This is a genomic window from Pseudonocardia nematodicida, from assembly GCF_040105385.1.
In the GTDB taxonomy this organism is placed as follows: Bacteria; Actinomycetota; Actinomycetes; order Mycobacteriales; family Pseudonocardiaceae; genus Pseudonocardia; species Pseudonocardia nematodicida.
In genome coordinates, this window is record NZ_JBEDNQ010000001.1 from 30,646 (window position 1) to 56,980 (window position 26,335).

General features: G+C 74.7%; 28 protein-coding genes. 18 read left to right on the forward strand and 10 right to left on the reverse strand.

The window, feature by feature from the left end:
- Positions 1-5 precede the first annotated feature (5 nt).
- Positions 6-587 carry a Uma2 family endonuclease gene (locus WIS52_RS00130; protein ID WP_349295959.1) on the reverse strand — a complete coding sequence of 194 codons (582 nt, stop codon included), beginning with the start codon at positions 585-587 and terminating at the stop codon, positions 6-8.
- Positions 588-649: 62 nt separating this feature from the next.
- On the opposite strand from WIS52_RS00130, the gene WIS52_RS00135 reads away from it, so the two are divergent.
- The 5 genes from WIS52_RS00135 (at position 650) to WIS52_RS00155 (ending at position 4,927) form a co-directional block, all read left to right on the forward strand.
- Positions 650-1,606 (forward strand): class I SAM-dependent methyltransferase, encoded by a 957-nt coding sequence (locus tag WIS52_RS00135; RefSeq protein ID WP_349295960.1) that lies wholly within the window; start codon positions 650-652, stop codon positions 1,604-1,606.
- On the forward strand, positions 1,603-2,787 hold the full coding sequence (macS, locus tag WIS52_RS00140) for a MacS family sensor histidine kinase (RefSeq protein ID WP_349295961.1): 1,185 nt from the start codon (positions 1,603-1,605) through the stop codon (positions 2,785-2,787). Before WIS52_RS00135 ends, macS begins: the two co-directional genes overlap by 4 nt.
- A 44-nt stretch (positions 2,788-2,831) precedes the next feature.
- The gene (locus WIS52_RS00145) at positions 2,832-3,473 is read left to right on the forward strand and encodes a response regulator transcription factor (RefSeq protein ID WP_349296766.1); all 642 of its coding nucleotides are present in this window, start codon (positions 2,832-2,834) and stop codon (positions 3,471-3,473) included.
- A 104-nt stretch (positions 3,474-3,577) separates the two neighbouring features.
- The gene (locus WIS52_RS00150; protein ID WP_349295962.1) at positions 3,578-4,246 is read left to right on the forward strand and encodes a DedA family protein; all 669 of its coding nucleotides are present in this window, start codon (positions 3,578-3,580) and stop codon (positions 4,244-4,246) included.
- A gap of 57 nt (positions 4,247-4,303) precedes the next feature.
- Entirely contained in the window at positions 4,304-4,927 is a 624-nt protein-coding gene (locus WIS52_RS00155) for a response regulator transcription factor (protein ID WP_349295963.1), read from the forward strand.
- A 3-nt stretch (positions 4,928-4,930) separates the two neighbouring features.
- Here the strand turns inward: WIS52_RS00155 and WIS52_RS00160 are convergent, their stop codons facing one another.
- Positions 4,931-5,866 carry a nucleoside hydrolase gene (locus WIS52_RS00160; RefSeq protein WP_349295964.1) on the reverse strand — a complete coding sequence of 312 codons (936 nt, stop codon included), beginning with the start codon at positions 5,864-5,866 and terminating at the stop codon, positions 4,931-4,933.
- Between the two features lie 11 nt (positions 5,867-5,877).
- Positions 5,878-6,081, reverse strand: a complete 204-nt coding sequence (locus WIS52_RS00165; RefSeq protein WP_349295965.1) for a hypothetical protein — start codon at positions 6,079-6,081, stop codon at positions 5,878-5,880.
- An 82-nt stretch (positions 6,082-6,163) separates the two neighbouring features.
- Here WIS52_RS00165 and WIS52_RS00170 point away from each other — a divergent pair, with 82 nt between their 5' ends.
- Positions 6,164-6,865, forward strand: coding sequence for an acyltransferase (locus WIS52_RS00170; protein WP_349295966.1), 702 nt, complete (start codon positions 6,164-6,166; stop codon positions 6,863-6,865).
- On the opposite strand, the gene WIS52_RS00175 is transcribed toward WIS52_RS00170, so the two are convergent.
- From WIS52_RS00175 to WIS52_RS00190, 4 genes are all read right to left on the reverse strand, one after another.
- A complete protein-coding gene (locus WIS52_RS00175; protein ID WP_349295967.1) occupies positions 6,866-8,119 on the reverse strand; it encodes a glycosyltransferase family 4 protein in 1,254 nt (417 codons plus the stop codon). It lies immediately after the preceding gene.
- Positions 8,120-8,202: 83 nt separating this feature from the next.
- Positions 8,203-9,696: a 1,4-alpha-glucan branching protein domain-containing protein gene (locus tag WIS52_RS00180; protein WP_349295968.1), complete on the reverse strand. Its 1,494-nt coding sequence runs from the start codon at positions 9,694-9,696 to the stop codon at positions 8,203-8,205.
- On the reverse strand, positions 9,693-10,448 hold the full coding sequence (locus WIS52_RS00185; RefSeq protein WP_349295969.1) for a class I SAM-dependent methyltransferase: 756 nt from the start codon (positions 10,446-10,448) through the stop codon (positions 9,693-9,695). The genes WIS52_RS00180 and WIS52_RS00185 overlap by 4 nt, the downstream gene beginning before the upstream one ends.
- Before the next feature lie 41 nt (positions 10,449-10,489).
- Positions 10,490-10,774: a hypothetical protein gene (locus tag WIS52_RS00190; protein WP_349295970.1), complete on the reverse strand. Its 285-nt coding sequence runs from the start codon at positions 10,772-10,774 to the stop codon at positions 10,490-10,492.
- Between the two features lie 380 nt (positions 10,775-11,154).
- Between WIS52_RS00190 and WIS52_RS00195 the strand changes: the two genes are divergently transcribed.
- The 10 genes from WIS52_RS00195 (at position 11,155) to WIS52_RS00240 (ending at position 19,874) form a co-directional block, all read left to right on the forward strand.
- Positions 11,155-11,937, forward strand: a complete 783-nt coding sequence (locus tag WIS52_RS00195) for an electron transfer flavoprotein subunit beta/FixA family protein (RefSeq protein WP_349295971.1) — start codon at positions 11,155-11,157, stop codon at positions 11,935-11,937.
- 39 nt (positions 11,938-11,976) lie between these two features.
- Positions 11,977-12,924, forward strand: a complete 948-nt coding sequence (locus WIS52_RS00200; protein ID WP_349295972.1) for an electron transfer flavoprotein subunit alpha/FixB family protein — start codon at positions 11,977-11,979, stop codon at positions 12,922-12,924.
- 201 nt (positions 12,925-13,125) lie between these two features.
- Positions 13,126-13,923 carry a GNAT family N-acetyltransferase gene (locus WIS52_RS00205; protein ID WP_349296767.1) on the forward strand — a complete coding sequence of 266 codons (798 nt, stop codon included), beginning with the start codon at positions 13,126-13,128 and terminating at the stop codon, positions 13,921-13,923.
- 170 nt (positions 13,924-14,093) lie between these two features.
- The gene (locus tag WIS52_RS00210) at positions 14,094-14,927 is read left to right on the forward strand and encodes a lysophospholipid acyltransferase family protein (protein WP_349295973.1); all 834 of its coding nucleotides are present in this window, start codon (positions 14,094-14,096) and stop codon (positions 14,925-14,927) included.
- Positions 14,924-15,154, forward strand: coding sequence for a hypothetical protein (locus tag WIS52_RS00215; protein ID WP_349295974.1), 231 nt, complete (start codon positions 14,924-14,926; stop codon positions 15,152-15,154). The genes WIS52_RS00210 and WIS52_RS00215 overlap by 4 nt, the downstream gene beginning before the upstream one ends.
- Positions 15,155-15,210: 56 nt before the next feature.
- The gene (locus WIS52_RS00220) at positions 15,211-16,419 is read left to right on the forward strand and encodes a cysteine desulfurase family protein (protein ID WP_349295975.1); all 1,209 of its coding nucleotides are present in this window, start codon (positions 15,211-15,213) and stop codon (positions 16,417-16,419) included.
- Positions 16,420-16,422: 3 nt separating this feature from the next.
- Positions 16,423-17,502 carry a tRNA 2-thiouridine(34) synthase MnmA gene (gene mnmA, locus WIS52_RS00225; RefSeq protein WP_349295976.1) on the forward strand — a complete coding sequence of 360 codons (1,080 nt, stop codon included), beginning with the start codon at positions 16,423-16,425 and terminating at the stop codon, positions 17,500-17,502.
- 148 nt (positions 17,503-17,650) lie between these two features.
- A complete protein-coding gene (locus WIS52_RS00230; RefSeq protein WP_349295977.1) occupies positions 17,651-18,118 on the forward strand; it encodes a nitroreductase family deazaflavin-dependent oxidoreductase in 468 nt (155 codons plus the stop codon).
- Between the two features lie 41 nt (positions 18,119-18,159).
- Positions 18,160-18,618, forward strand: coding sequence for a nitroreductase/quinone reductase family protein (locus WIS52_RS00235; RefSeq protein ID WP_349295978.1), 459 nt, complete (start codon positions 18,160-18,162; stop codon positions 18,616-18,618).
- A gap of 215 nt (positions 18,619-18,833) precedes the next feature.
- Positions 18,834-19,874: a uroporphyrinogen decarboxylase/cobalamine-independent methonine synthase family protein gene (locus WIS52_RS00240; protein WP_349296768.1), complete on the forward strand. Its 1,041-nt coding sequence runs from the start codon at positions 18,834-18,836 to the stop codon at positions 19,872-19,874.
- A gap of 68 nt (positions 19,875-19,942) precedes the next feature.
- Here the strand turns inward: WIS52_RS00240 and WIS52_RS00245 are convergent, their stop codons facing one another.
- The 3 genes from WIS52_RS00245 to WIS52_RS00255 form a co-directional block, all read right to left on the reverse strand.
- Positions 19,943-20,803 (reverse strand): 3-hydroxybutyryl-CoA dehydrogenase, encoded by an 861-nt coding sequence (locus WIS52_RS00245; protein WP_349295979.1) that lies wholly within the window; start codon positions 20,801-20,803, stop codon positions 19,943-19,945.
- 111 nt (positions 20,804-20,914) lie between these two features.
- Positions 20,915-22,222, reverse strand: a complete 1,308-nt coding sequence (locus WIS52_RS00250; protein WP_349295980.1) for an MFS transporter — start codon at positions 22,220-22,222, stop codon at positions 20,915-20,917.
- A 119-nt stretch (positions 22,223-22,341) separates the two neighbouring features.
- Positions 22,342-23,034: a GntR family transcriptional regulator gene (locus WIS52_RS00255; RefSeq protein WP_349295981.1), complete on the reverse strand. Its 693-nt coding sequence runs from the start codon at positions 23,032-23,034 to the stop codon at positions 22,342-22,344.
- A 116-nt stretch (positions 23,035-23,150) separates the two neighbouring features.
- On the opposite strand from WIS52_RS00255, the gene WIS52_RS00260 reads away from it, so the two are divergent.
- A complete protein-coding gene (locus tag WIS52_RS00260; protein WP_349295982.1) occupies positions 23,151-24,902 on the forward strand; it encodes a thiamine pyrophosphate-binding protein in 1,752 nt (583 codons plus the stop codon).
- Entirely contained in the window at positions 24,899-26,293 is a 1,395-nt protein-coding gene (locus tag WIS52_RS00265; protein WP_349295983.1) for a phenylacetate--CoA ligase family protein, read from the forward strand. Before WIS52_RS00260 ends, WIS52_RS00265 begins: the two co-directional genes overlap by 4 nt.
- Positions 26,294-26,335 lie beyond the last annotated feature (42 nt).

Below are 26,335 nucleotides of genomic sequence, written 5' to 3' on the forward strand. Positions count from 1 at the left end.
GCGGCTCAGCGGGCCCAGGCCGGCAGGAGATCGTTCAGCGCGACGTCGACCGGGAACGGCTCGTCCGCGACGAGCCGTTCCACGGGGCAGTCCAGCTCCCGGTAGCCGCCGGTGGCCGGGTCGAGGCCGTAGCGGCGCACCCGGACCGGTCCGAGCTCGATCCGCCAGAACGACCCGACGCCGTGCTCGGCGTAGATCGCGGGCTTGGTGATCCGGTCCTCGACGTGCGACCCGGGCGACTCGATCTCGACGGCGAGCCGGACCTCGGCCGGGGAGAACCAGTGCCGCCCCGGAGACTCGGACCGGACCACGAGCAGGTCCGGGATGCGGGTCAGCTGCGGGCCGAACCGGACCTCGACGGCCTGCGCGACAGCGAGATCGGCCGGACATCTGCCGACCAGGTGGGCGAACAGCAGGCCGGAGAGGCTCTGGTGCAGGTTGGAGGGGGAGGGGGACACGGTGAGCGCTCCGTCCGTGAGCTCGTAGCGCACCTGCGTCTCCGGCCAGCGGTCGAGATCCTCGACCGTCCAGCCGCCGGTAGGCCGCTCGAGCTTCGGCTCGCTCACCTGGTCCGTCACGGTGCTCATGCTCGCACTATGAGCCCCACCACCGACAATTTCCGTCGGTGGCCTCTGCAAGACTCCCGCCCATGAGTTCGGACCCGGCGCCCAACCCCCACGCCACCGCGGAGCAGGTCGAGGCGGCCCGGAGCGACCCGAAACTCGCGAACGTCCTCTACCACGACTGGGAGGCCGGGACCTACGACGAGAAGTGGTCGATCAGCTACGACGAGCGCTGCATCGACTACGCGCTCGGCCGCTTCCGCGCCGCCGCTCCCTGGGACGGCCGCCCCTACCTCCGTGCCCTGGAGCTGGGCAGCGGTACCGGGTTCTTCCTGCTCAACCTCATGCAGGCCGGCGTCGCCGAGCGCGGCGTGGTCACCGACCTCTCGCCGGGCATGGTCGACGCCGCCACCCGCAACGCACAGGGCCTCGGGCTGGACGTGGAGGGGAAGGTCGTCGACGGCGAGCACATCCCGTTCCCGGACGACAGCTTCGACCTCGTCGTCGGGCACGCGGTGCTGCACCACATCCCGGACGTCGCCGCGGCGCTGCGCGAGGTGCACCGGGTGCTCGAGCCGGGCGGCCGGTTCGTCTTCGCCGGCGAGCCGACCACCGTCGGCGACGCCTACGCCCGCCGGCTCGGGCAATGGACCTGGAACGCCACCACCACGCTCACGAAGCTGCCCGCGCTGCAGGGCTGGCGGCGCCCGCAGCAGGAACTCGACGAGTCCTCCCGCGCCGCCGCCCTGGAGGCATGCGTGGACATCCACACCTTCGACCCCGCCGACCTGGAGCGCACCGCGCGCGCCGCCGGGTTCGACGGCGTGCGGGCGAGCACCGAGGAGTTCTCCGCGGCCATGCTCGGCTGGCCGGTGCGGACCTTCGAGGCGGCCGTCCCGCCCGGGCGGCTGGGCTGGAACTGGGCGATGTTCGCCTACCACGGCTGGCAGAGACTGTCCTGGGTGGACGAGCACCTGCTGTCGAAGGTGGTCCCGCGCAGCTGGTTCTACAACGCGCTGCTCACCGGCACCACACCGCGATGACCGGCCTGCCGGAACGGGCCCGCTCGCGGGCGCGGGACGCCACACTCGTCGACGTGGAGCACCCGCTGGAGCCGTTCTGGCGCGGCGTGATCGCCTACCGGCTGCTGACGCTGGTCACCGTCGCGGCCATCACGCTCTACCACCTGCGCACCGCCTACGAGCGTCCCGCGGCCGCCGTCGCGGTGCTGCTGGTGATGACGGTGTGGACGGCCGTGACGTCCTGGGGCTACCTCGGTGGGCTGCCCGGCACCCCGGACGTCCGCGGCCGCCTCGCGCTGGCCGACCTCGCCGTCTGCGTCGCGGTCATGGCCACCACCCCGTGGATCGTCCGCGAGGCGCACCTCGACGACGGCGGCCCCGGGATGGGCTCGATCTGGACCTCCGGAGCCGTGCTGGCCTGCGCGGTGGCGTTCCGGATCCGCGGCGGGCTGGGCGCCGCGGTGGTGATCTCGGCGGCGCTGGTGCTGTCCAAGGAACGGTTCGGGACGCTCGAGCTCGGCGACATCCAGCTGCTGGTGCTGGCCGGGTTGACCGTCGGGTTCGCCTCGCACGTGCTGGAGCGCACCGCGGCCCGGCTGCGCCGGCTCACCGCCGAGCGGGCCGCGGCCGCCGAACGCGAGCGACTCACCCGGGCGGTGCACGACGGCGTCCTGCAGGTCCTCGCGCACGTCCAGCGGCGCGGCGCGGAGATCGGCGGCGGCGCGACCGAGCTCGGCGTCCTGGCCGGCGAGCAGGAGACGGCGCTGCGCGCGCTGCTCACCGGACCGGGCACCACCGACGCGTCCGGGCACCGCGACCTCGCCGCGGCGCTGCGGATCCTGGCCTCGGACCGGGTGACGGTGTCGGCGCCGGGACGCCCGGTGGAGCTCGGCGCCGCCGTCGTCGACGAGGTGGAGGGCGCGGTGCGGGCGGCGCTGGCGAACGTCGCCGTGCACGCCGGCCCGGACGCGCGCGCCTGGGTGCTGCTCGAGGAGCTGCCCGGCGCGCTGGAGGTCAGCGTCCGCGACGACGGCCCCGGCATCCCGCAGGGGCGGCTCGCCGAGGCGGAGACGGAGGGCCGGCTGGGGGTGTCGCGCTCGATCCGGGGCCGCGTCGAGGACCTCGGCGGCACGCTGACCCTGGACACCGGACCGGACATCGGTACTGAATGGGTCATCAGGCTCGAACGGGGGACGACGTGACCGACAACGGGGTGACCGGCGGCGAGGAGACCGCGATCCGGGTGATGGTCGTCGACGACCACCCGATCTGGCGGGAGGGCGTCGCGCGCGACCTGACCGAGCGGGGGCTCGATGTCGTCGCCACCGCCCCGGACGCGCCCGCCGCGGTGCGGATCGCCACCGCCGTCCGCCCGGACGTGATCCTGATGGACCTGCACCTGGGCGCGACCTCCGGTGTGGACGCGATCGCCGAGATCGCCGGGAAGAGACCGGACAGCCGGGTGCTGGTGCTGTCGGCCTCCGGCGAGCACGCCGACGTCCTGGAGGCGGTGAAGGCCGGGGCGCTCGGCTACCTGGTCAAGTCCGCCGGGGTCGACGAGCTGCTGGAGGCGATCCGGCGCACCGCCCGCGGGGTCGCGGTGTTCACCCCCGGGCTGGCCGGCCTGGTACTGGGGGAGTACCGGCGGCTCGCCGAGGCCCCGAAGCCGGCCGGCGACGGCGCCCCCGCGGTGCCCGCGCTCACCGAGCGCGAGACCGAGGTCCTGCGGCTGGTCGCCAAGGGCATGACGGCCAAGCAGATCGCCGCGAAGCTCGTCGTCTCGCACCGGACGGTGGAGAGCCACGTGCAGAACACCCTGCGCAAGCTGCAGCTGCACAACCGCAGCCAGCTGGTGCGGTACGCGATCGAGCAGGGCCTGGCCGACTAGGGATCACGCCCGGGGGGAGACAAGCGTCACCCGTGTCACGATCGGGTCACGGCGCGGGGCAGACTCGGGGCCGCCCCGCCCCCTCTGCACCGGAGTAGATGCCCGTGCCCGATCCGTCCGCGTTGATCGGGCACGCGCTGGACAGTCCGTGGCTGCTCCCGTTCCTCGCCCTCGCCGTGATCGTCGACGGGCCGATGCCGTTCCTGCCCAGCGAGCCGGTGCTGTTCAGCGCGACGGCCACGGCGTTCGCGGGTGGCGACACGGGGCGGCTCGCGGGGCTGTTCACCGCCGTGCTGATCGGGTCGGTGCTCGGCGACGGGCTGCTCTACGGGGCGGGGAGGTCGTCACACGCGATCGTGCGCCGCGCCCGCCGCGACGACGGCGTCGGCGCCTGGGTGCGCCGGCACCTGCACCGGCGGCCGATCGTCGCGCTGGTGGCCGGCCGGATGGTGCCGGGTGGGCGGCTGGCCAGCGTGACCGCCGCCGGGCGGGTCGGGCTGCCGCTGCGCGCCTTCCTGCCCGCCACCCTGATCAGCTCGCTGGTCTGGACCTGCTGGATGACCGGTGTCGGGGTGCTCGTCGGCCCCTTCACCCACGGCGACCCGCTCCGATCGGTGATCGTCGGGTTCCTGCTGGCGGTGCTGGTCGGCGGCCTCGCGGCCCTCGCGCGGCGGCTGCTGCGCCGCCGGCGTCGTACCGGGCCCGGCGCGGGCGCCCCCGATCGTGCCGCCGGGGCCGGACCGGGTGACGACATGGTGACTGCGAGTCGCTAACGCCTGCGCGACATGGCAGGATGAACCGTCCGGAGTGGACGACGGGAGCGGGCGCACGTGCACGATGACGGGACCGATCCGCTCGGGCGCGGCATCGTCGTCGCCGGACCGACACCCCAGCCGGACGGCCTGCGGGTGGTCGCCCGCCTTCCGGCCACGCCGGCCGATGCGGTCGCCTCGACCGTGGCCCGGCTACGGCCGTCGCTGGTGCTGGTCGACGCCACCGGACCCCGGGACGTCGCCCTCGCCGTGATCGCCGCGCTGACCAGCCGGACCCCCGACACACCCGCGCTCGTCGTCGCGGCTCCGGGTGCCGACCACCGGCTGGTGCTCGACGCCGTCCGGGCGGGCGCGACCGGCGTCGCGACGACCACCGATCTCGCCGAGGTCGCCCGGCTCGCCCGCTCCGCGGCGTCCGGTCGGCCCGCCTTCTCGCCCGGCCTGGCCGCGGTCGTCCTGGAGTCCGTAGCGGCGCCCGCCCAGCCCGTGCCCGACCTCAGCCCCCGTGAGTCCGAGGTGCTCCTGCTGGTGGTCGAGGGGCTGACCGCGCGGCAGATCGCGGCCCGGCTGGTGCTGTCCCCGCGGACCGTCGAGAACCACGTGCAACGCCTGCTGCGCAAGTTCGGCGTGCCGGGCCGTGGCGCGCTGGTCCGCCTGGCGATCGAGTACGGGCTGGCGTAGCGGTCAGCACCCGGTGAGCCGGGCCCGTACCGCGTCGAGCACCGCGACGGGGTCCGGGGCGGAGAGCACGTCCACCGGCGGCGTCGCGGCGCCGGTGCCGTGGTGCGGCACGGTCGCCCCGCGGGCCGGGCCGGATCCACAGTCGACGGCCAGCGGCACCGGCGTCGCGGTCAGCGAGCCGGGTGCGACGCACTCGAGCAGCGCGGTCGCGTCGTGCACGGCGACGGCGTCGCGGCCGTAGCGCTCCCGGTAGAACGCCCGGTACGGCGCGATCATCGCGGCCATCTCGGCGCACACCGGGTCGGCGGCGGCCAGCGCGTCCACCCACTCCGGGCCGGCCGCGCAGCCCAGCGTGGTCTCCAGCGGCACCAGGGCGACCGGAACCCGGTCCTGGGTGAGGACGCGCTGCGCGGCCTCCGGGTCGGCGTGCACGTTGAACTCGGCCGCACCGGTCACGTTGCCGCCGCCCAGCGCGCCGCCCATGACCACGATCCGCTCGATCCGCCCGGCCAGTTCCGGGTGGGCGGCCAGCAGGATCGCGGCGTCGGTGAGCGGCCCGATCACGGCCAGGGTGACCGGTTCGGACGCCTCGGCGAGCACCCGGGCCATCAGCGCCACCCCGGAGCCCGGCCTCGGCGCGACCGGCGCGGGCAGGCGCGCGGCGCGACCGCCGAGGCCGTCGGTCCCGTGCACGTGCCCGGCCCGCCCGGCGGCCGGGTGCACGAGAGGCCGGTCCGCGCCCTTCCCGAGCGGGACGTCGGTCCGCCCGGTGAGCGCCAGCAGCCGTCCGGCGTTGTCCAGTGTCCGGTCCGGACCGACGTTGCCGAACTGCGCGACGACGGCCCGGACGTCGACCTCCGGGCTGCGCAGGGCGAGGACGAGGGCGACGGCGTCGTCCACACCCGGGTCGGTACTGACGATCAGCGGGCGCGGGCTCACGGAGCCCGGAGCTACTCGCTGCGGGTGGGCTCGTCGTCGTGCTCGGCGTCGACCTCCGCGGCGGCCGCGTCGGTCATGCCGCCGTCGTCGGTACCCGGACCGGAGCGCGGCCGGCCGGCGTGGTCGAGCTCGTCCCGGACGGTGCCGGCCCCGCCGCTCGTCAGCTCGTCGGTACCGACCTCGGTGCCGTCGTCGGGCTCGCGTCGTCCGGTCACGTGATCACTCCTGGGGATTCGGGGAACGGGAGTGTCCGGGTACCCGGGGCGCCGGTGCGGCACACGCCTAGGGTGCGAGGGCGTGAGAGACGACCCGGAGCAGGTGCGGCTGTGCACGCTCACCTCGCTGCGCTGGATCCTGCGGCACCGGGCCTTCACCCCCTGGTACCTGCTGCGCTACTGGCGGCTGCTGGTGCTGCGGGTGCGGCACCCGCACGTCGTCCTGCGCGGGATGGTGTTCCTCGGCAAGGGCGTCACGGTGCAGGCCCGCCCGGGCTTCGGCCGGCTCGAGATCGGCCGCTGGGTGCACATCGGCGACGGCACCGCGCTGCGCTGCCACGAGGGGTCGATGCGGATCGGGGACAAGGTCGTGTTCGGCCGGAACAACACCCTGAACTGCTATCTCGACGTCGAGGTCGGCGCGGCGACGCTGGTCGCGGACTGGGTGTACGTCACCGACTTCGACCACCGCACCGACGACGTGCACCGGCCGATCAAGGACCAGGGCATCGTGAAGGCGCCCGTCCGGATCGGCGAGGGGTGCTGGCTCGGGGTCAAGACGACGGTGCTGCGCGGCACCCGGATCGGCTCCGGCTCGGTGCTGGGCGCGCACGCCGTCGCGCGGGGGGACATCCCGGCCGACTCGATCGCCGTCGGCACCCCGGCGCGGGTGGTGCGTGACCGGCGCGCCGACCACGCGGCCGCCGCGGCCGAGCGGGCCGCCGTCGCCGACATGGCGCGCAAGGCGGACCGGGCGCTGCGGGCGCGGCTCGACCGCGCCTGATCAGGACTGGCGGTCGAACAGGTTCCCGGTCGGGATCTTCGGGCGGGGCAGCTCGCGCGGCCCGGCCGCCCGGGCGCCGGCGTAGATCGCGGCGGTGCGGGCGGCGATGACCGGCCAGGCGAACTCGGTCCGCAGCCGGGCGCGGGCGGCCCGGGCCCGGCGCCGCGCGGCGCGCGGGTCGGCCAGCGCGCGTCCGACGGCGTCGGCGAGGCCGGCGACGTCCCCGGGCGCGAACCCGAGGCCGGTCTCGCCGTCCCGGACGAGCTCGCCGAGCCCCCCGGCGGTGGAGGCGACCAGCGTCGCCCCGGCCGCGGCGGCCTCGAGGGCGACGATCCCGAACGGCTCGTAGCGGCTGGGCAGCACGACGGCGTCGGCGGCGCGCAGCAGGGCGGTGAGCTCGGCGTCCGGGAGGTGGCCGAGGAAGTCGACCGAGCGGCGCACCCGGTGCGTGGCGACGCGCTCGTCGAGCATCGCCCGCTGGGTCCCGGTGCCCGCGATCAGCAGCCGGGTGCCCGGGTGCCGACGCCGGATCCGGGGCAGGGCCGCGACGAGGTCCTGGACGCCCTTCTCGTACTCGAGCCGTCCGAAGTAGACCAGCCGCGGGCCGGGCTGGGTCGCCGTCGCGGGACCGGGAGCGGACCCGCGGGACCGCCAGCGGCGCACGTCGATGCCGTTGTGCACCACGTGCACCCCGGCCGGGTCGAGGTCGTGCAGGGCGGCCACCTCGTCGTGCATCGCCACCGAGCAGGTGATCACCTCGTCGGCTCGCCGGGCGAGCCACCACTCGGTGGAGTGCACCTGCCGGTTCATCGGGCCGGGCAGCCAGCCGGAGTGCCGGCCGGCCTCGGTGGCGTGCAGCGTCGCGACCAGCGGGACGCCGAGGACGTCGGCCAGCGCGATCGCCGGGTGCGCGACGAGCCAGTCGTGGGCGTGCACGACGTCGGGCCGCCAGCCCGGCAGCAGTGCGGTCAGCGCGTGCCGGAGCAGGCCGTGGCCCATGCCGAGCGTCCACGCCACCAGGTCGGCGCCGAACTCCAGGTGCGGCGGGTCCTCGGCGACCCGCAGCACCCGGACGCCGTCGACGGTCTGCACGACGGTGGGGTGGGTGGCCGAATCCGACCCGGTGGGTGCCCGGGAGAGCACGACGACCTCGTGCCCGGCCACGACGAGCTCGCGCGCCAGCGCGTGCACGTGCCGGCCCAGCCCACCCACGACGACCGGCGGGAACTCCCAGCTGATCATCAGCACCCGCATCGGAGGATCCTGGCAAAGCGCCCGGTCCGCGGCGTCCCCGGGGGGATCGGACCGCCGCACCCGCGAGCGGCGGGACGCTGCGCTCAGGGCGACCCGGCGAGGTCGCGGGCGTCCAGGTGGCCGAAGGTGGGGACGGCGTCGGCCCAGTGCGCGGTCCGGCGCTGCGCGGCGCGGCGGCGTCCGGCACGCAGCAGGCCGGCGAGCTCGGCGACCCGACCGGCGTGCAGCGCGGCGCGGGAGCGCGCGTAGTCCGCGGCCGAGTCCTTGGTGACCATGAACGCCCAGTCGCTGGACAGCGCGTGCAGCGCCTGGTCGGCGAGCAGGTCGGCCAGCGGGTCCCGGACGTCGGTGCGCAGCAGACCGGAGAGCGACAGCAGGTCGCGCTGCACGTCGTCGTTCGCCGCGACGAACGAGGCCACCTGCGGGCCGGCCCACACCCGCCAGTCCTTGCCCGAGCCCCAGGAGCACTCGGGCAGCGCGACCGGGTCGCCGACCAGGCCGTCGTCGATCGCGCCCCCGAGGGTCCGCACCGACACCCCCGCCGACGGCAGCATCCGCAGCACCGCCGCGAGCCAGGCCGGGCCCTCGTGCCACCAGTGCCCGAACAGCTCGGTGTCGAAGGCGGCCACGGTCAGCGCCGGGCGGCCGTGGGTGGCACGCAGCGCCCGCAGCCGGGCGACGACGGTGTCGACGAAGTCCCGGGCGTCGCGCTGTACCGCGTCCGCGGCGAGCGCCGGGGAGTAGGGCCGCTTGCGCTCGGACGGGACGCGGCGACCGGTCACCCGGGCCGGTTTGAGCCCCGAGGGGTGGTCCCAGGTGTGGAAGTCCCGGTACTCGGCCGAGCCCGGGTAGCCCTTGCGCGGCGACCACACCCGGTAGGTGACCGCCAGGTCGCGCCCCACACAGAGCACGTCCGAGTCGCCGACCGGGCGGGCGAGCGCCGTGTCGCCGCGCAGCGCCGGGCCGTCGACCAGGAACCGGGACACCCCGGCGGCGGCGTAGTCGTGCTCCAGCCCCGGCGCGTAGCCGCACTCGGGCGCCCAGATGCCGGCCGGACGCCCGCCGAGCCGCAGCGCGTGGTCGGCCAGCCCGGTCCGCAGCGAGAACGCCCGGACCCGCGGGTCGAGCAGCGGCTGGAACGGGTGCGCCGCCGGGCCGCCGAGCAGCTCGACCGCGCCGGTGTCGCGCAGCGCCCGCAGCGCCGGGGACCCGCCGTGTCGCCAGTGCGCCTCGAACTCGGCGGTCGCGGCGGTGGAGACCCGGTGCTCGTGCGCGGCCAGATCCGGCAGCCGGGACGCCGCCGAGTGCGCCCGCAGCGTCCAGCCGCCCAGCCAGTCGTGCACCCCGCGCAGGGAGTACGGGTCGTCGAGCTGGGCGGCGAGCACCGGCGTCACACCGAGGGTGGCGAGCTGCCCGCGTCCCTCGGCGGCGAGCTCGCGCAGGGTCGCCACCACCGGCAGGTACGAGTGCGCCCAGGACTGGTAGAGCCACTCCTCGCCGACCGGCCAGCGCCCGTGCCGGGCCAGCAGCGGCAGGTGCGAGTGCAGGACCAGGCAGAACGTGCCGACCGTGCTCACGGCCGCGTCGCCGTCACCAGCAGGTCCAGGGACGCGTCGGGGTCGCGGTCGTGCAGCACGAAGTCGTCGGAGCGCACGGCGGCGACGTCGGCGGCCAGCGCGGAAGGCCAGGGCGCGCCGGACAGCGCCAGCGCGGTCTGCGCCTCGATCAGCCCACCGTGCCGGTCGTCCATCGCACGCAGCCGCGGCCCGTGGTGCAGGCCCCGCACCGCCACGTCGTCGAACCCGGCGTCGCGTACCAGCCCGGCCAGCTCGCCGGCGTCGAGCTCGCGGGTGTGGAACGGGTTGAGCGGGGTGTCCCGGCCGGGGGAGAAGGTGATCCGGTTCGGGGTCGAGACCAGCAGCCGTCCGCCGGGGCGCAGCACCCGCCGGCACTCGCGCAGGAACCGCTCCTGCTCCCAGAGGTGTTCGATGACCTGCAACGACACCACGACGTCGACGGCGGCGTCGGGCACCGGCAGCGCGACCAGGTTCGCCCGGGCCACCGCCACCCGTGGGTAGCGGGCGGCGACGTGCGCGACGGTCGGGGCGTCGTAGTCCAGGGCCAGCACCCGTCGCGCCGACGTGGCGAGCAGGTCCGCGCCGTAGCCCTCGCCGCAGCCGGCCTCCAGCACGACCGCGCCGGCGCACTCGCCGGCCAGCGCGGTGTAGACGACCTCGTGGCGGCGGAACCAGTAGTTCTCGTGCGCGAGGCCCGGGACGGTCCGCTCTCCGGTGAGGGGCAGGCTGCTGGTCACGGTCACCGACCCCATCACGCCGGCGGGGCGGTACCCGACACCGGGGCGCGGAGGGCTCAGACCGGCTCGCCGGCGACGGCGACCACGCCGCCGACGTCGTTGCGCAACCACGCCAGGAGGGTGCCGTCCTCCAGCGTCAGCGGGACCTCCGGCCCGCCCCATTCGAGGACGATGGTCGGACGGTTCGCCAGCGCGTCCTCGAGCAGGGCCGCCAGGCCGTCGGTGGCGCGCACGGTCACCCCGCCGTGCGCCACGGTCCGGCTGCCCGGCACCTCTTCGTCGGCGTGCGCACCCGTGCTGAGGACGTATCCCGTCCCCAGACGGTCGTCGAACCCGGTCACCTGCACTGCGGCTCCCTCCTGCCCGTGCGTGGGGGTGCCGACGGTAGCGAAAGCGGCGCGCCCGCCCCGTCGTGCAGGGTGTGACATCGTGCGCGCCCTGCGTGACGTGACACGCTCGTGAGGACGGTCACCCGTCCTGGCGTTTGCCAGGACGCTACTGGCTGGTAACAATCAATGTCACACTGGCACGGCGTGCCATAAGACGCCGCTGCTGGCAGAGTCGTCGCACATCAGACGGACGCGACGCCGCGGTCCACCCCCGGCCGCCGGCGCAGCATCGTCTCGGTGGTGCGAGACGGACCGAAGCCGGTCCGCACGTCAGGACGACGCGGTGTGCGCACGAGCGCAGGCCGCCGCGGCAGGGAGGTCGAAGAGGTCCTATGAAGATCGTGACCCTGGTGAAGCAGGTTGCGGACACCTACTCGGAGCGGACGCTGGCCGCGGACCACACGCTCGACCGTGAGGCCGCGGAGGCGGTGATCGACGAGATCAACGAGCGTGCGGTCGAGGCGGCTCTGCAGATCAAGGAGGCGAACGACGGCTCCGAGGTCGTCGTCGTCTGCATGGGGCCGGACCGGGCCACCGACGCCATCCGCAAGGCCCTGTCGATGGGTGCGGACGCGGCGGTGCACCTGTCCGACGACGCACTCCACGGCTCGTGCGCGGTGCAGACCGCGAAGGCGCTGACCGCGCTGATCGGCACCGTGGAGGGCTGGGACCTGGTCATCGCGGGCAACTCGGCCTCGGACGGCCAGACCGGCGCGGTGCCGGCGATGATCGCCGACCTGCTCGGGGTGCCGGCGCTGACCCACGCCAACGAGCTGAGCGTCGAGGGCAGCACGGTCACCGCGAAGCGGGAGACCGACGAGGGCATCGCCCATCTGACCGCGGAGCTGCCGGCCGTGGTGTCGGTCGGGGAGAAGTCCAACGAGCCGCGCTACCCCTCGTTCAAGGGGATCATGGCGGCGAAGAAGAAGCCGGTGACGACCCTCGACCTGGCCGGTGCCGGGATCGACCCGTCGACGGTGGGGCTGGCGAACGCGCTGTCGCAGGTGAGCAGCGCGGCGCCGAAGCCGCCGAAGACCGCGGGCGAGAAGGTCACCGACGAGGGCGACGGCGGCGCGAAGATCGCCGAGTTCCTGGTCGGCCAGAAGCTCATCTGATCCCCTTTCTTCTTCGTCCGGTATTGGAGAGACAGAGACATGGCTGAGGTCCTGGTTCTCGTCGACCACGTCGACGGTGAGATCAAGAAGACCACCTACGAGCTGCTGACCGCCGCCCGCGCGCTGGGCGAGCCGTCGGCGGTGGTCGTCGGTGCCGCGGGCACCGCCGACAAGCTGGCCGCCGGGCTGGCCGAGCACGGCGCCGAGAAGATCTACGCCGCGGAGACCGACTCCACCGACTTCCTCTCCCCGGAGACCTCGGTGCTCGAGTCGCTGGTCGGGTCGGCGAGCCCGGCGGCGGTGCTGGTCGCCGCGACCGGAAACGGCAAGGAGGTCGCCGGCCGGCTGGCCGTGCGGACGAACTCCGGGCTGCTGTCCGACGTCGTCGGCGTGACCGCGGACGGCGCGCAGCACTCGATCTTCGGTGGGGCCTACACCGCCGAGTCGAAGGCCACCACGGCGCTGTCGGTCATCACCGTGCGCCCGGGTGCGATCGACGTCGAGGCGACCGCGGGCGCGGGTGCCCGGGAGAGCGTCGAGGTCCCGGCCTCGACCGGCCGCGCGGCCACGGTCACCGGCCGCGAGCCGATCACCGGCGGGGAGCGCCCGGAGCTGACCGAGGCGACCGTGATCGTCTCCGGTGGGCGTGGTGTCGGGTCGGCCGACGACTTCACCGTCGTCGAGGGCCTGGCCGACTCGCTCGGCGCGGCCGTGGGCGCCTCGCGCGCCGCGGTGGACTCCGGCTACTACCCGCCGCAGTTCCAGGTCGGGCAGACCGGCAAGTCCGTCTCGCCGCAGCTCTACATCGCGCTCGGGATCTCGGGTGCGATCCAGCACCGGGCCGGGATGCAGACCTCGAAGACGATCGTCGCGGTGAACAAGGACGAGGAGGCGCCGATCTTCGAGATCGCCGACTACGGCATCGTCGGCGACCTGTTCAAGGTTGCCCCGCAGCTGCAGGAGGAGGTCGCCAAGCGCAAGGGCTGAGCCCTTCCGCTCCGGTTCCCCCGACGACGCCCGGGTGCACCCGCACCCGGGCGTCGTCGTGTGTCACGGGGCCGTTCACCCGCTCTCACCTGCAGCGACACCTGAGGGGAGCCGTTCACGTGCCCGCCACCGCCGGGATGGCGCGGCGCGGGCGCGGCGTCGGATGCGGCCGGTAGCAAGACCGCCGTGACCCAGACGGCCGTGACCCAGACCCAGGTGATCGTCTCGACCCCCGATACCGCCGCGACGCGGTACTCGCTGCTGCTCACCACCGACGCCGACGACGTCGCCGCCGCCCGGGCCCTGCGGTACCGGGTGTTCGCCGGCGAGCTCGGCGCCCGCCTCGACACACCGGTGCCCGGCCTGGACGTCGACCGTTTCGACGCGTTCTGCGACCACCTCGTGGTCCGCGAGGACGGAAGCGGCGAGATCGTCGGCACCTACCGGATGCTGCCGCCGGACCGGGCCCGCGAGGCTGGCGGCCTCTACTCCGACGGCGAGTTCGACCTCTCCCGTCTCGACCCGCTGCGCCGCTCGCTGGTGGAGACCGGCCGCTCCTGCGTGCACCCCGACCACCGGGCCGGCGCCGTCGTCGCGCTGGTGTGGGCCGGGATCGCCCGCTACATGCTGCTCACCGGGAACCGCTGGCTCGTCGGCTGCGCCAGCGTCCCGCTCGCCGACGGCGGGGTGACCGCCGCGGCGGTCTGGGACCGCGTCGCCGCCGGGCACCTCGCGCCGGAGGAGTACCGGACCGTGCCGCACCGGCTGTGGGACCCGGCGGCCGCGCCGCGGCACCGGACGTCGCCGATGCCGCCGCTGCTGCGCGGTTACCTGCGCCTCGGCGCGTGGGTGTGCGGGCTGCCCGCGCACGACCCGGACTTCGGCGTCGCCGACTTCCCGGTGCTGCTGGGGATGGACCACATGGATCCCCGCTACTCGAGGTTCTTCCTCGGGGACTCCGCCGACGTGGGGCGGGCGGGCACCGGGCGGTCGGTGTGACGCTCGCGGCCGGGCCGGAGCGGGAGGCCGGACCGGCGGCGCGTCCGGCGCCCTCTGCTCTGCGCACCCCGACGCGCCACCCCGGCCGACCGGCTCGCATCCCGCCCGCTCCGGCGGGTCCTCCTGGCGAGGTCCGGCGCGGGGGGATCGGGCACCCGACGCACCCGACGGTGCTCCCGGCGTCGCACCGCCCCGGCGGACCCTGGGCCGCCTGGTCGCCGTGCACACCCGACGAGTGCCTGCCCCCGCCGGTCCCCGGCGGCACCTGGCGGCTGGTCCGGCGCACGGCCGCGCTGCTCGCCGTCCTGGCCGTCGCGATCCTGACGATCCCGGTCGGAACACTCGCCGGTCCCCGGGTGAGCGGCCCGCTGCTGCGCGCCCTGCACCGCGCGGTGCTGCGTGCCGCGGGTGTGCGCCTGGTGGTGCGCGGCGGCGGGCTCGCCCCCGGCGACGGCCGCGGCGCGCTCGTCGTCGCCGACCACACGTCCTGGATCGACATCCCCGCCCTCGGCGCGGTCGGCCCGGTCACGATGCTCGCCAAGCGCGAGGTCCGGGACTGGCCGCTGATCGGGCCGCTCGCCGGGCGCGTCGGGACGCTGTTCGTGCACCGCGAAGGGCTGTCCCGGCTGCCCGGCACGGTCGCGGCGACCGCGCAGGCGTTGCGACGCGGCGCGCTCGTCGGCGTCTTCCCGGAGGCCACCACCTGGTGCGGGGCCGTGGGCGGGGACTACCGGCGCGCGCCGTTCCAGGCCGCGATCGACGCCGGCGCCCCGGTCCGGCCGGTGACCGTCACGCTCACCACCCCGGACGGACGCCCGACGACCGCCGCCGCGTTCGTCGGTGCCCAGACGCTGGCCGACACCGTCGGACGGGTCGCGCGGCTGCCCGGGCTGGTGTGCGAGGTGCGGGTCGGTGGGCTGATCGAGCCCGGCGACGACGACCGGCGCACCCTGGCCCGCCGCGCCCGCCACCGGGTACGGCGGGGCGATACCGTACATACGTGACGAACTGGCTCAGGACGATCGTCGGCAACCGGGCGTCCCGGATCGCGGTCATGCTGGTCGCCCTGGCGTTCCTCGGCGCGTTCGCGCTCCTGGAGTCCGCCGAGCTGGTGACCCGCGGTCCGGCAGTCGCGACCGTCGGCGTCGTGCTGTTCGTGCTCGTCGCACTGCCGGTGGGCCTCGCGGTGGGACGGCGGGCGGACCGGGCGCTCGGACGGGATCACCGGTAGCCGGCCGGACGGGCACGCGTCCCGGTACCCCGGCCGGGGGATTACCCTGGAGCACGATGACGTACCTGGACCACGCGGCGACCACACCGATGCTGCCTGCCGCCGTCGCCGCCATGAGCGACGCGCTCGGCCGCACCGGTAACGCGTCGTCGCTGCACTCGTCGGGCCGCCGGGCCCGCCGCGAGGTCGAGGAGAGCCGCGAGCGGATCGCCGAGTCGGTCGGCGCGCGCCCGTCCGAGGTCGTGTTCACCACCGGCGGCACCGAGAGCGACAACCTCGCCGTCAAGGGCCTGTACTGGGCCCGCCGGGCCGCCGACCCGCGTCGCACCCGGGTCCTGGTGTCCGCCGTCGAACACCACGCCGTGATCGACGCCGCCGATTGGACGGCCGAGCACGAGGGCGCCCGCGTCCGGCTCCTCGAGGTGGACGGGGCCGGCCGGGTCTCCCCGGAGGCGCTGCGCGCCGCGCTCGCCGAGGACCCGGACGCCAACGCCGTCGTCTCGGTGATGTGGGCGAACAACGAGGTCGGCACGGTCAACCCGGTGCGCGAGCTCGCGGAGGTCTCGCACGAGTTCGGCGTGCCGTTCCACACCGACGCCGTGCAGGCCGTCGGGATCCTCGACGTCGACTTCGCCGCCTCCGGCGCCGACGCCCTGACCCTGACCGGGCACAAGCTCGGCGGACCCTACGGCGCGGGCGTGCTGCTGCTGGGCCGCGACGTCGAGTGCACCCCGCTGCTGCACGGCGGCGGCCAGGAGCGCGACGTCCGCTCCGGCACCCTCGACGTCCCGTCGCTGGTCGGGCTCGCCGCCGCCGTCGCCGAGTCGGTCGCGGCCGCGCCCCGCCGCCGCGTGGCGCTGGCCGGGCTGCGCGACGAGCTGGTCCGCGCCGTCCTGACCGAGGTGCCCGACGCCGTCGTCAACGGGGACGCGCTCGACGCACAGGTGGACGGCGGCCCCGGCCGGCTCCCCGGCAACGCGCACCTGTCGTTCCCCGGTTGCGAGGGCGACAGCCTGCTGATGCTGCTCGACGCGCAGGGCATCGACTGCTCCACCGGCTCGGCCTGCACGGCCGGCGTCGCGCAGCCCAGCCACGTGCTGCTCGCGATGGGCGCCGACGAGTCCACCGCCCGCGGCTCGCTGCGGTTCTCGCTGGGGCACACCAGTACCCGCGACGACGTGCGCGCCTTGACCGAGGCGATCGGCTCGGTCGTCGAGCGGGCGCGTCGCGCCGGGCGCCGCGCCCCGGCCGCCGTGACGGGCTGAGCCGTGCGGGTCCTCGCAGCGATGAGCGGAGGGGTGGACTCCGCGGTCGCCGCCGCCCGGGCCGTCGCGGCCGGGCACGACGTCGTCGGCGTGCACCTGGCGCTGTCCCGGACCCGGGACGCGATGCGCTCCGGTTCCCGCGGCTGCTGCTCCAAGGAGGACGCCGGCGACGCGGCCCGCGCCGCCGATGTGCTCGGCATCCCCTACTACGTCTGGGACCTCTCCGAGGAGTTCGCCCGGGACGTCGTCGACGACTTCGTGGACGCCTACGCCGCCGGCGAGACGCCGAACCCCTGCCTGCGGTGCAACGAGAAGATCAAGTTCGCGGCGGTGCTGGACCGCGCGCTCGCGCTGGGCTTCGACGCCGTCTGCACCGGCCACTACGCCCGGCTGGACGCCTCGGTCCCGGCGTTGCGGCGCGCCGTCGACGACGGCAAGGACCAGTCCTACGTGCTCGCCGTGCTGCGCGCCGACCAGCTCCGGCACGCGATGTTCCCGGTCGGTGACACGCCGAAGCCGGAGATCCGCGCCGAGGCCGAGCGGCTCGGGCTCCGCGTCGCCGGCAAGCCGGACAGCCATGACATCTGCTTCATCCCGACCGGCGACACCCAGGGGTTCCTGGCCGAGCGTCTCGGGTCGCGGCCCGGGTCCATGGTCGACTCCTCGGGCGAGGTGCTCGGGACGCACGACGGCGTGCACGGGTTCACCGTCGGCCAGCGCAAGGGCCTCGGCATCGACCGCCCCGCCGCCGACGGCCGTCCCCGCTACGTGCTGGGGATCGAGCCGGTGAGCGGCACCGTCCGGGTCGGGCCGGAGGCCTCGCTGGACGTGTCCGCGATCTCCGCCCGGAGTCCGGTGTGGACGTCCGGGGTGGCGCCGTCCGAGGCGTTCGCCTGCGTCGTGCAGGTGCGGGCGCACGGCGGGACCGCGCCGGCGTCGGTGACCCCGTCCGGCGACGGCGTCGAGGTGGCGCTGGCGGAGCCGCTGCGGGGGGTCGCGCCGGGTCAGGCCGTCGCGTTCTACCGGCCCGACGACGACGGCGACCGGGTCCTCGGGTCGGCGACGATCACCGCCACCGCCTGACCGCCACCGCCTGACCGTCACCGCCCGACCTCGCCGAGATCTCGCGACGTGCGGCCTCGGCGATGGACCACCCGCCCCGGGCGCCTTCCTCCGCAGAAAAGAGAGCACTGCTCTTGCCATTCGTCCGCATTGAGTGAACACTGCTCTCATGACGAATCAGCGCTCTGACAAGCACTACCTCGCACCCGGACGACTCACCCGGTACCTGATGAACCCGCTGGTCGCGGGCCTGACCCGGCTCGGGGTCCCGCTGGCCGGATCCGCGGTCCTCGGCGTCCGCGGCCGTCGTTCCGGCGAGATCCGGACCACCCCGGTCAACCCGCTCCGGCACGACGGCGCCCGCTACCTCGTCGCCGCGCGGGGCAACACCCAGTGGGTGCGCAACCTGCGCGCCGCCGGCGAGGCCGAGCTGACGGTCGGCCGCCGCACCGAGACCGTCACCGCGACCGAGCTGACCGACGACGCCCGGGTCGTCCCGGTCCTGCGGGCCTACCTGCGGAAGTGGGCGTGGGAGGTCGGCGCCTTCTTCGAGGGGGTCGACGCGAGCTCGTCCGACGCCGAGCTGGCCGCCGAGGCGCGCCGGCACCCGGTGTTCCTGCTGTCGCCGGAAGCGTGACCGGACTGTCGCGTTCGAGTTCGCGATGGAAAGGTGTCGGTGTGGATCACCGGCACTACCGCGCTCCCGGCCGGCTCTCCCGGATGCTGAACCCGCTGGTCGTCGCGCTCGTGCAACGGGGACGGCTGCCCGGTGCGACAGCGGTGCTCGCCGTCCCCGGCCGGGTCAGCGGACGTGAGCGCACCGTCCCGCTCACCCCGGTCACGGTCGGGGGCCGCCGCTACCTCATCTCCCCACGCGGGGAGACCGACTGGGTCCTGAACCTGCGCGCCGCGGGTGGGCGCGCCGAGCTCCGCGCGGGGGCGGTGACCGATCCGGTGCTCGCGATGGAGCAGTCCCCGGTCACCGCCGTCCCGGTGCTGCGCGCCTACCTGGACGGCCTCGGCCGGAGCGCCGGACTGCTGTTCGACGACATCGGCCCCGGATCGTCCGACGCCGAGATCACGGCGGCCGCGCACCGGCACCCGGTGTTCGAGCTGTGCGCGCCCCGGGCTGGCTGAACCGCCGATCGAGGCCGGACATCGGGGCGCCGCGGCGTCGCCGAGGCGGCGCGGGGAGACTGGGCCGCGTGAGTTCCGACCACGACGCCGACCCGCTGGCCGCCGCCCTCGCCGCCGCCGGGCTGGGCGACGTCCGCCCCGGCGAGAGCCGGCCGCCCGAGCCCCGCATCGAGGTCGTGGACACCGCCCCCGACCCGGACCCCGGCCCGCGCGAGCTGTGGCCCGAGGGGATCGGCACCGGCGCCGGATCGCTGCCGGGGGCCGACCCCCGGGAAGCCGCCGCGCTGGTGACGGGGGAGACCCCCGAGTTCCCGGCGCTGCCCGAGCTGCCGCACCGCAGCGTCGGCGCCGACATGATCGGCCGCACGGCCGGGCTGCTGGTGGACCTGGCGGTGGAGGTCGTCCCGACCGGCTGGCGGGTCACCCCGCGGACCGGCCGGGACCTGCGGCGCGCCCGCGACCTGATGTCGGCGGACCTCGACGCGTTCGACGACGCCTGCGACCGCACCCGCCCGGGCTGGGTCAAGATCGCTGTCGCCGGGCCGTGGACGCTCGCCGCGTCCGTCGAGCTGGCGTCCGGGCACCGGGTGCTCACCGACCACGGGGCCGTCCGCGAGTTCGCGGCCAGCCTGGCCGAAGGGCTCCGCGAGCACGTCGCGGAGGTCGCCGAGCGGACCGGCGCGCGGGTCGTCGTGCAGCTCGACGAGCCCGGGCTGCCCGCGGTGATCGCCGGGTCGCTGCCGACGGCGTCGGGCTACGGGACGGTGCGCGCGGTCCGCGCCCCGGACGCGCAGGACACCCTGCGGGAGCTGATCGCCGGGATCGACGCGCCGGTCGTCGTGCACTGCTGTGCGGACGTCCCCCCGATCCGGCTGCTGGCCGGGGCGGGCGCCGCGGCCGTCGGGATCGACGCGACCCGGCCCGCCTTCACCGGCGCCACCGCGCGGGTCGAGGCGCTCGACGCGATCGGCGAGACCTGGGACAGCGGCGTCCCGCTGCTGCTCGGCCTGCTCCCGGGCACCGCGCCGCGCCGGGAGCCGGCGATCGCCGACCTCGCCCGCACCGGCTACGACCTCGCCGACCGGCTCGGCTTCGATCGTCGCCGGCTCGCCCGGCTCGCCGTGCCCACGCCGGCCTGCGGCCTGGCCGGCGCCACCCCCGACTGGGCCCGCCGCGCGCTGGCCCTGAGCCGGGAGCTCGGCAAGGCGTTCGCCGACCCGGACGAGGTGCCCGCCGGGGGTGCCGGTCCGGCCTGAACCGGCTCCCCCGGCCGTCAGCGGCTGCGGTCGATCAGCGGCTGCGGGCGATCAGCGGCTGCGGTCGATCAGCGGCTGTGGTCGTGGAACCCCCGCCCGGCCTTCCGGCCGGTCAGGCCCGCCTCGACCATCCTGGTGAGCAGCGGCGGGGACGCGTAGAGCGGCTCCTTGAACTCGGCGTAGAGCGAGTCGGCGACGGCCTTGACGGTGTCCAGACCGATCAGGTCGGCCAGCGCGAGCGGCCCCTGCGGGTGCGCACAGCCCTGCACGAGCCCGGCGTCGATGTCCGCCGCGGTGGCGAACCCGGACTCGAGCATCCGGATCGCCGACAGGATGAAGGGGACGAGCAGCGCGTTCACCACGAAGCCGGCCCGGTCCTGACAGGTGATCGGGTGCTTGCCCAGGCCGGTCTCGACGAACTCCCGCGACCGGTCGAGCGTCTCGTCCGAGGTGGTCAGGCTGGGGACCAGCTCGACCAGCGTCAGCACGGGTACCGGGTTGAAGAAGTGGATCCCGACGACCTGCTCGGGACGCGTGGTCGCGGCGCCGAGCTTCATGATCGGGATCGAGGACGTGTTGGACGCGAGCACGGCGCGCGGGTCGGTGACGATCTCGTCGAGCCGGGCGAACAGTGCGGTCTTGGCCGCCTCGTCCTCGGCGATGGCCTCGACGACCAGGTCGCGGTCGGCCAGCTCGCCGAGGTCGGTGCGGAGGGTGATGCGCTCGAGGACGACGCGCGCGTCGTCCACGTCACCGCGGCGCTCGGCCCGGGCGAGCGACTTCTCGAGCCGCCCGCGTCCGGCCGCCACGGCATCCTCGGTGGACTCGACGACCACCACGTCGCGTCCGCTCCGGGCGACGACCTCGGCGATGCCCGCGCCCATCAGGCCGCAGCCGACGACCCCGACGCGTTCCATGGTTTCCGTCATCCGATCACTCCTGTGCGCGAGCCTTCGTCGGTCGGCGGACAGCAGCCTCGCCGTTCGGTCGGTCCGATCTTGAAGGAACCGCGGTGCGGAGGGAATCGGGGGTCGGGCAGGTCACTTCCGCGTGCCGGCGCCGTTCACCTGCTCCTTCTTCAGCGTCAGCACCAGCGCCCCGCCCAGGACCAGGACGACGCCGAACACGTACAGGCTGGTCGCGGTGCTGCCGGTGGCGTCCGAGATGACCCCGACCAGCGACGTGCTCACCGCCCCGGCGATGTTGCCGATCGAGTTGACCAGCGCGATCCCGGCCGCCGCGCCGACACCGGAGAGCAGCGCCGCGGGCAGGCTCCAGAACGCGGCCTGCGCGCTGGAGATCGCCGCCGCGGCGACGGTCAGCGCGATCAGCGCCAGGACCGTCGACGACTGGGTCATCCCGACGGCGATCAGCCCGACCCCGCCGAGCGCGCACGGCACCGCGGTGTGCCAGCGACGCTCTCCGGTGCGGTCGCCGTTCGCCGCGACCGCGACCATCGCGACCACGGCGACCAGGTAGGGCACCGCGGACAGGAACCCGACGGCCACGGTGGACTCCACGCCGCTGCGCGAGAGGATCGTCGGGAGCCAGAAGCTGATCGTGTAGATCCCCAGCGCGACGGCGAAGTAGATCCCGCCGAGCAGCCAGATGACGGGCGAGCGCATCGTGTCCCGGACGCTCGCGTGCGCGGCGGGCTTGGCATCGTCGTCCGCCGCGACCTCCCGCGCGACGACGGCGCGCTCGTCGTCGGTCAGCCAGGTCGCGTCGGCGACCCGGTCGTCGAGCATCCGGAGCACGACCAGGCCGAGCAGGACGGCCGGCACCGCCTCGACGATGAACATCCACTGCCAGCCGCGCAGCCCGCCGACGTCGTCGAAGGCCTGCATCAGCCAGCCCGACAGCGGACCGCCGAAGATCGTCGCGACCGGGATCGCGGTGAGGAACAGTGCGGTGATCCGGCCGCGCCGGTGCGCCGGGAACCAGTAGGTCAGGTACAGCAGGATGCCCGGGATGAAGCCGGCCTCGGCGACGCCGAGCAGGAAGCGCAGCAGGTAGAAGGTGAACGGCGAGTTCGCCAGCGCCATCATTCCGGAGACGACGCCCCAGCTGATCATGATCCGGGCGATCCACCGCCGGGCGCCGACCTTGTGCAGGACGATGTTGCTCGGCACCTCGAACACGATGTAGCCGACGAAGAACACCCCGGCCCCGATGCCGTAGACGACGTCGGAGAACCAGAGCTCGTCGTCCATCTGCAGCCGCGCGAAGCTGACGTTGACGCGGTCGAGGTAGGCGATGACGTAGCAGACGAACAGCAACGGGACGAGCCGGAAGGCGACCTTCCGGTAGACACGATCCGTGACGGCGCGATCGGACTCGATCGACATCGGGCGGCTCCTCGACGGTGAGGGCTGCGGGCCGGATGGCCCCGGTCGCGCCACCATCAAGCATTCTGAATTCAGAAGTCAAGCAACGGTCAAGCGGGACGGCCGCCGCGTGCCGGTTCTCAGGAGGCGGTGCCGGCCGCCCGGCCGCCGGACTCGCCGGTCTCGGCGAGTGCGTCGAGGATGAGCTGCTCGCCGTGCTCGGCGTGCTGGCGGGCGAGCCGCTCCGCGCGGTCGCCGTCCCCGGCCGCGATCGCCGCGAAGATCGCCGCGTGGTCCTCCCAGACCCACTTCGGGGAGCCGCCGCGGAACAGCAGTTCGCCCATCACCCGCTGCACGTTCCGCCAGATCACCGTCGCGCTCTCGACCAGCAGCGGGTTGCCGGACTGCTCGGTGACGAACCGGTGGAACGCGATGTCGGCGGCGACCATGCGGGCGTAGTTGTGCTCGCGGTCGGCCTGCTGCCCCTCCGCGACCAGGGCGAATCCCCGGGACGCAGCCTCGGCGGACAGGCCGTGGGCGGCACAGCGGGCGGCGTAGCCGTCCAGTACGGCGCGCAGCCCGTAGAGGTGCCGGACGAAGTCGGTGTCCACCGGCGCGACCTCGAGGCCGCGCCGGCCGAAGTCGCGCAGCATGCCCTGGTTGCGCAGCAGGAGCAGGGCCTGCTGGACCGGCTGGCGGGACACCGAGAAGCGTTCGGCCAGCTGTTCCTGGCGCAACGGCGTGCCGGGCGTGAGCCGGCCGGTGCAGATGTCGTCGACGATCGCGTCGTACACCTGCTGCACACGCGAGGGCGGGGCGGGGAGCGCCGTCATGTCGACGAATCGTCCTTCCGCATCGTCGGTTCCCGCTGTCTGCCAGGGGATTTCAGGATACCGGGGCTCCATGGCGCGACTCCCTCCGGTTGACTTCTGAATTCAGTATGCCCACAGTGAGTGGCACACGTCACCCCGTCGTCGCCGCCGAGGAGGCCCGCTCGATGTCCGAGCACTCGTCACGATCCGTAGCTGAACTCGTGGCCCGGTTCCTGCACGAGCGCGGGGTCCGCCGCGTGTTCGGCCTGCAGGGCGGGCACATCCAGCCGATCTGGGACCAGCTGGCGCGGCTCGGTGTCGCGATCGTCGACGTCCGCGACGAGAGCGCCGCGGTGCACATGGCGCACGCGCACGCCGAGCTGACCGGGGAGACCGGGATCGCGCTCGCCACCGCCGGCCCGGGGGTCACCAACACCGTCACCGCGGTCGCGAACGCGTCGGTGTCCCGGATCCCGGTGCTGCTGCTCGGCGGCTGCCCGCCCCGGCCGCAGGCCAACAAGCACCCGCTGCAGGACATCCCGCACACCGAGATCCTCCGGCCGGTGACCCGGCAGAGCCGCACCCTGCGGGTCGCCGACGAGGTGTTGCGCGAGCTCGACGAGGGCTGGTCCCGGGCGAACGGCGACGCCGCGGAGCCGGGGCCGGTGTACCTCGAGATCCCCACCGACGTCCTGCGGGAGACGGTGCCGCCGGCCGTCGTGCTCGACGAGTTCCTGCGCCCGCCGCGCCCGCGCCGCTCGCTGCCGCACCCCGACGACGTCGCGGCCGTCGCCGCGCTGCTGCGCACCGCGCGGAAGCCGGTCGTGATCACCGGCCGCGGCGCCCGCCGGGACCCCGAGGCGCTGGTGCGGCTGCTCGACGCCACCGGAGCGGCCTACCTCGACACCCAGGAGGGCCGCGGGCTCGTCCCGCCCGAGCACCCGGCCGTCGTCGGGGCACTGCGGTCGCGGGTGATGCGCGAGGCCGACCTCGTGCTGACCGTCGGCCGCCAGCTCGACTACCAGCTCGGGTTCGGCTCCCCGGCGGCGTTCCCGGCCGCGCGCTGGGTGCGGATCTCCGACTCGGCCGGCGAGCTCTACGACAACCGGCGCGGTGAGGTCGAGATCCTCGCCGACGTCGGCTCCACACTGGACGCGGTCGCATCAGTTTCCACACCGGACACCACGTGGCGGGACGAGCTGCGGACCGCGCACCTGGAGCGGTTCGACGGCTACCGGGAGAAGCTCGCCGCCACCCCGCCCGGGGACGACGGCCGGATGCACCCGAACCACATCTTCGCCGCGCTGGCGGACCTGGACCTGACCGGCGCGACCGTCGTCGCCGACGGAGGAGACCTGCTCAGCTTCGCCCGGCTCGGCGTCCCGTCGACCGCCCGCTACCTCGATGCCGGGGCGTTCGGCTGTCTCGGCGTCGGCGTCCCGTTCGCGATCGCCGCGGCGCTGGCCCGGCCGGACCGGCCGGCGATCGCGGTCACCGGCGACGGCGCGTTCGGGATCAACGCGATGGAGGTCAACACCGCGGTCCGGCACGGCGCCCCGATCGTCGTGATCGTCTCGAACAACGCCGCCTGGAACATCGAGCGCTACGACCAGCTCGAGAACTACGGCCTCGTCGTCGGCACCGACCTCGAGCACAACGACTACGCCGCGCTCGGCGAGGCGCTCGGTGCGCACGGCGAGCGGGTGACCGAGCCGGGGCAGATGGCCGACGCGCTCAAGCGGGCCCTGGCCAACGCCCCGGCCGTGATCGACGTGGTGACCAGCCGGGACGCCCCCTCGCCGGACGCCGGCAAGGGCCTGGGCTGGGTCCCGGACTACCAGGCGCTCACGCCCTGGAACGACGCCGAGGTGAAGCGGAGGCAGCAGTGAGCCAGCAGATGGAGGAGTGGCACTTCCCGGCCGGGTACGACCAGAGCTACCTGCCCGACCCGGACAGCCCGTACTGGTTCCCGCACCGGGAGACGATGGACCCGGCTGAGCGGGACGTCGCGGTGCTCGTGCGGCTGCAGGAGGTGCTGCGGCACGCCTACGACAACTCGCCGTTCTACCGCCGCAAGTACGACGAGGCCGGCCTCGACATCGGTGACGTCACCACCTGGGAGGCCTTCGAGCAGGTCCCGGTGGTCACCAAGGCCGAGCTCCGGGCGTCGCAGGAGAACGCGCCGCCGTTCGGCGACTACCTCTGTGTCGACGACGCCGAGCTGCACCACATCCACGGCACGTCCGGCACCACCGGCACGCCGACCGCGTTCGCGATGGGCCGCCGGGACTGGGAGGTCATCGCCGACAACCACGCCCGGATCCTGTGGGGTATGGGCATCCGCCCCGGCGACACCGTGTTCGTCTCCGCGCTGTTCAGCCTCTACCTCGGCTCCTGGGGCGCGATGTCCGGAGCGGAGCGGCTGCGCTGCAAGGTCTTCCCCTACGGCGCGGGGGCGTCCGGGATGACCTCGCGCGCGATCGGTTGGCTGACCCGCACCCGTCCGCGGGCGTTCTACTCGACGCCGTCCTACGCGCTGCGGCTGGCCGAGGTCGCCGAGCAGGAGAAGGTCGACCCGCGCGAGTTCGGCATCGACGTCATGTTCTTCTCCGGCGAGCCCGGTGCCTCGGTGCCGAAGGTCCGGGAGGCGATCGAGAAGGCGTTCGACACCAGGGTGATCGACTGCGGGACGATGGCCGAGATGACGCCGTTCATGTCGGCGTCGGCGACCGAGGGCTCGCCCGAGGGGATGCTGCTCTGGCAGGACATCGTCTGGCACGAGGTGTGCGACCCGGACTCGTTCCGCACGGTGCCCTACGGCGACGAGGGCACGCCCGTCTACACCCACCTGGAGCGGACCTCGCAGCCGATGATCCGGCTGGCGTCGAACGACCTGACCCGCTGGGAGATGGGCACCAACGGCTGCGGGCGCACCTACCCGCGGCTGCCGTCGGGGGTCTACGGCCGGATCGACGACATGATCCACATCCGGGGCGAGAACGTGTACCCGACCGAGATCGACAACGTGCTGCGCGAGATGCCCGGGTACGGCGGGGAGCACCGCGTCGTCGTCACCCGGACCGGGTCGATGGACGAGATCCTGGTCCGCGCCGAGTGCGCCGCCGACCGGGCCGAGGAGTTCGAGCGCCTCGCCGCCGGCGGGCTGCACCGGGTCGTCGGGCTTCGGGTCGGGATCGAGATCGTCGAGCCGGACACCTTCGAGCGCAGCGAGCACAAGGCCCGTCGGGTGATCGACGAGCGCGAACACACGAAGCGCTAGATCCTGCACCCACGGGTGCGCAGCACATTCGACGAGGAGGTC

Excerpts from the sequence above, each read along its gene's own strand:
- WIS52_RS00130 (WP_349295959.1), bottom strand. The coding sequence starts at position 587 with ATGAGCACCGTGACGGACCAGGTGAGCGAGCCGAAGCTCGAGCGGCCT.
- WIS52_RS00135 (WP_349295960.1), top strand. The coding sequence starts at position 650 with ATGAGTTCGGACCCGGCGCCCAACCCCCACGCCACCGCGGAGCAGGTC.
- macS (WP_349295961.1), top strand. The coding sequence starts at position 1,603 with ATGACCGGCCTGCCGGAACGGGCCCGCTCGCGGGCGCGGGACGCCACA.
- WIS52_RS00145 (WP_349296766.1), top strand. The coding sequence starts at position 2,832 with ATGGTCGTCGACGACCACCCGATCTGGCGGGAGGGCGTCGCGCGCGAC.
- WIS52_RS00175 (WP_349295967.1), bottom strand. The coding sequence starts at position 8,119 with ATGCGGGTGCTGATGATCAGCTGGGAGTTCCCGCCGGTCGTCGTGGGT.
- WIS52_RS00185 (WP_349295969.1), bottom strand. The coding sequence starts at position 10,448 with ATGGGGTCGGTGACCGTGACCAGCAGCCTGCCCCTCACCGGAGAGCGG.
- WIS52_RS00195 (WP_349295971.1), top strand. The coding sequence starts at position 11,155 with ATGAAGATCGTGACCCTGGTGAAGCAGGTTGCGGACACCTACTCGGAG.
- WIS52_RS00200 (WP_349295972.1), top strand. The coding sequence starts at position 11,977 with ATGGCTGAGGTCCTGGTTCTCGTCGACCACGTCGACGGTGAGATCAAG.
- WIS52_RS00220 (WP_349295975.1), top strand. The coding sequence starts at position 15,211 with ATGACGTACCTGGACCACGCGGCGACCACACCGATGCTGCCTGCCGCC.
- WIS52_RS00230 (WP_349295977.1), top strand. The coding sequence starts at position 17,651 with ATGACGAATCAGCGCTCTGACAAGCACTACCTCGCACCCGGACGACTC.
- WIS52_RS00245 (WP_349295979.1), bottom strand. The coding sequence starts at position 20,803 with ATGACGGAAACCATGGAACGCGTCGGGGTCGTCGGCTGCGGCCTGATG.
- WIS52_RS00250 (WP_349295980.1), bottom strand. The coding sequence starts at position 22,222 with ATGTCGATCGAGTCCGATCGCGCCGTCACGGATCGTGTCTACCGGAAG.
- WIS52_RS00255 (WP_349295981.1), bottom strand. The coding sequence starts at position 23,034 with ATGACGGCGCTCCCCGCCCCGCCCTCGCGTGTGCAGCAGGTGTACGAC.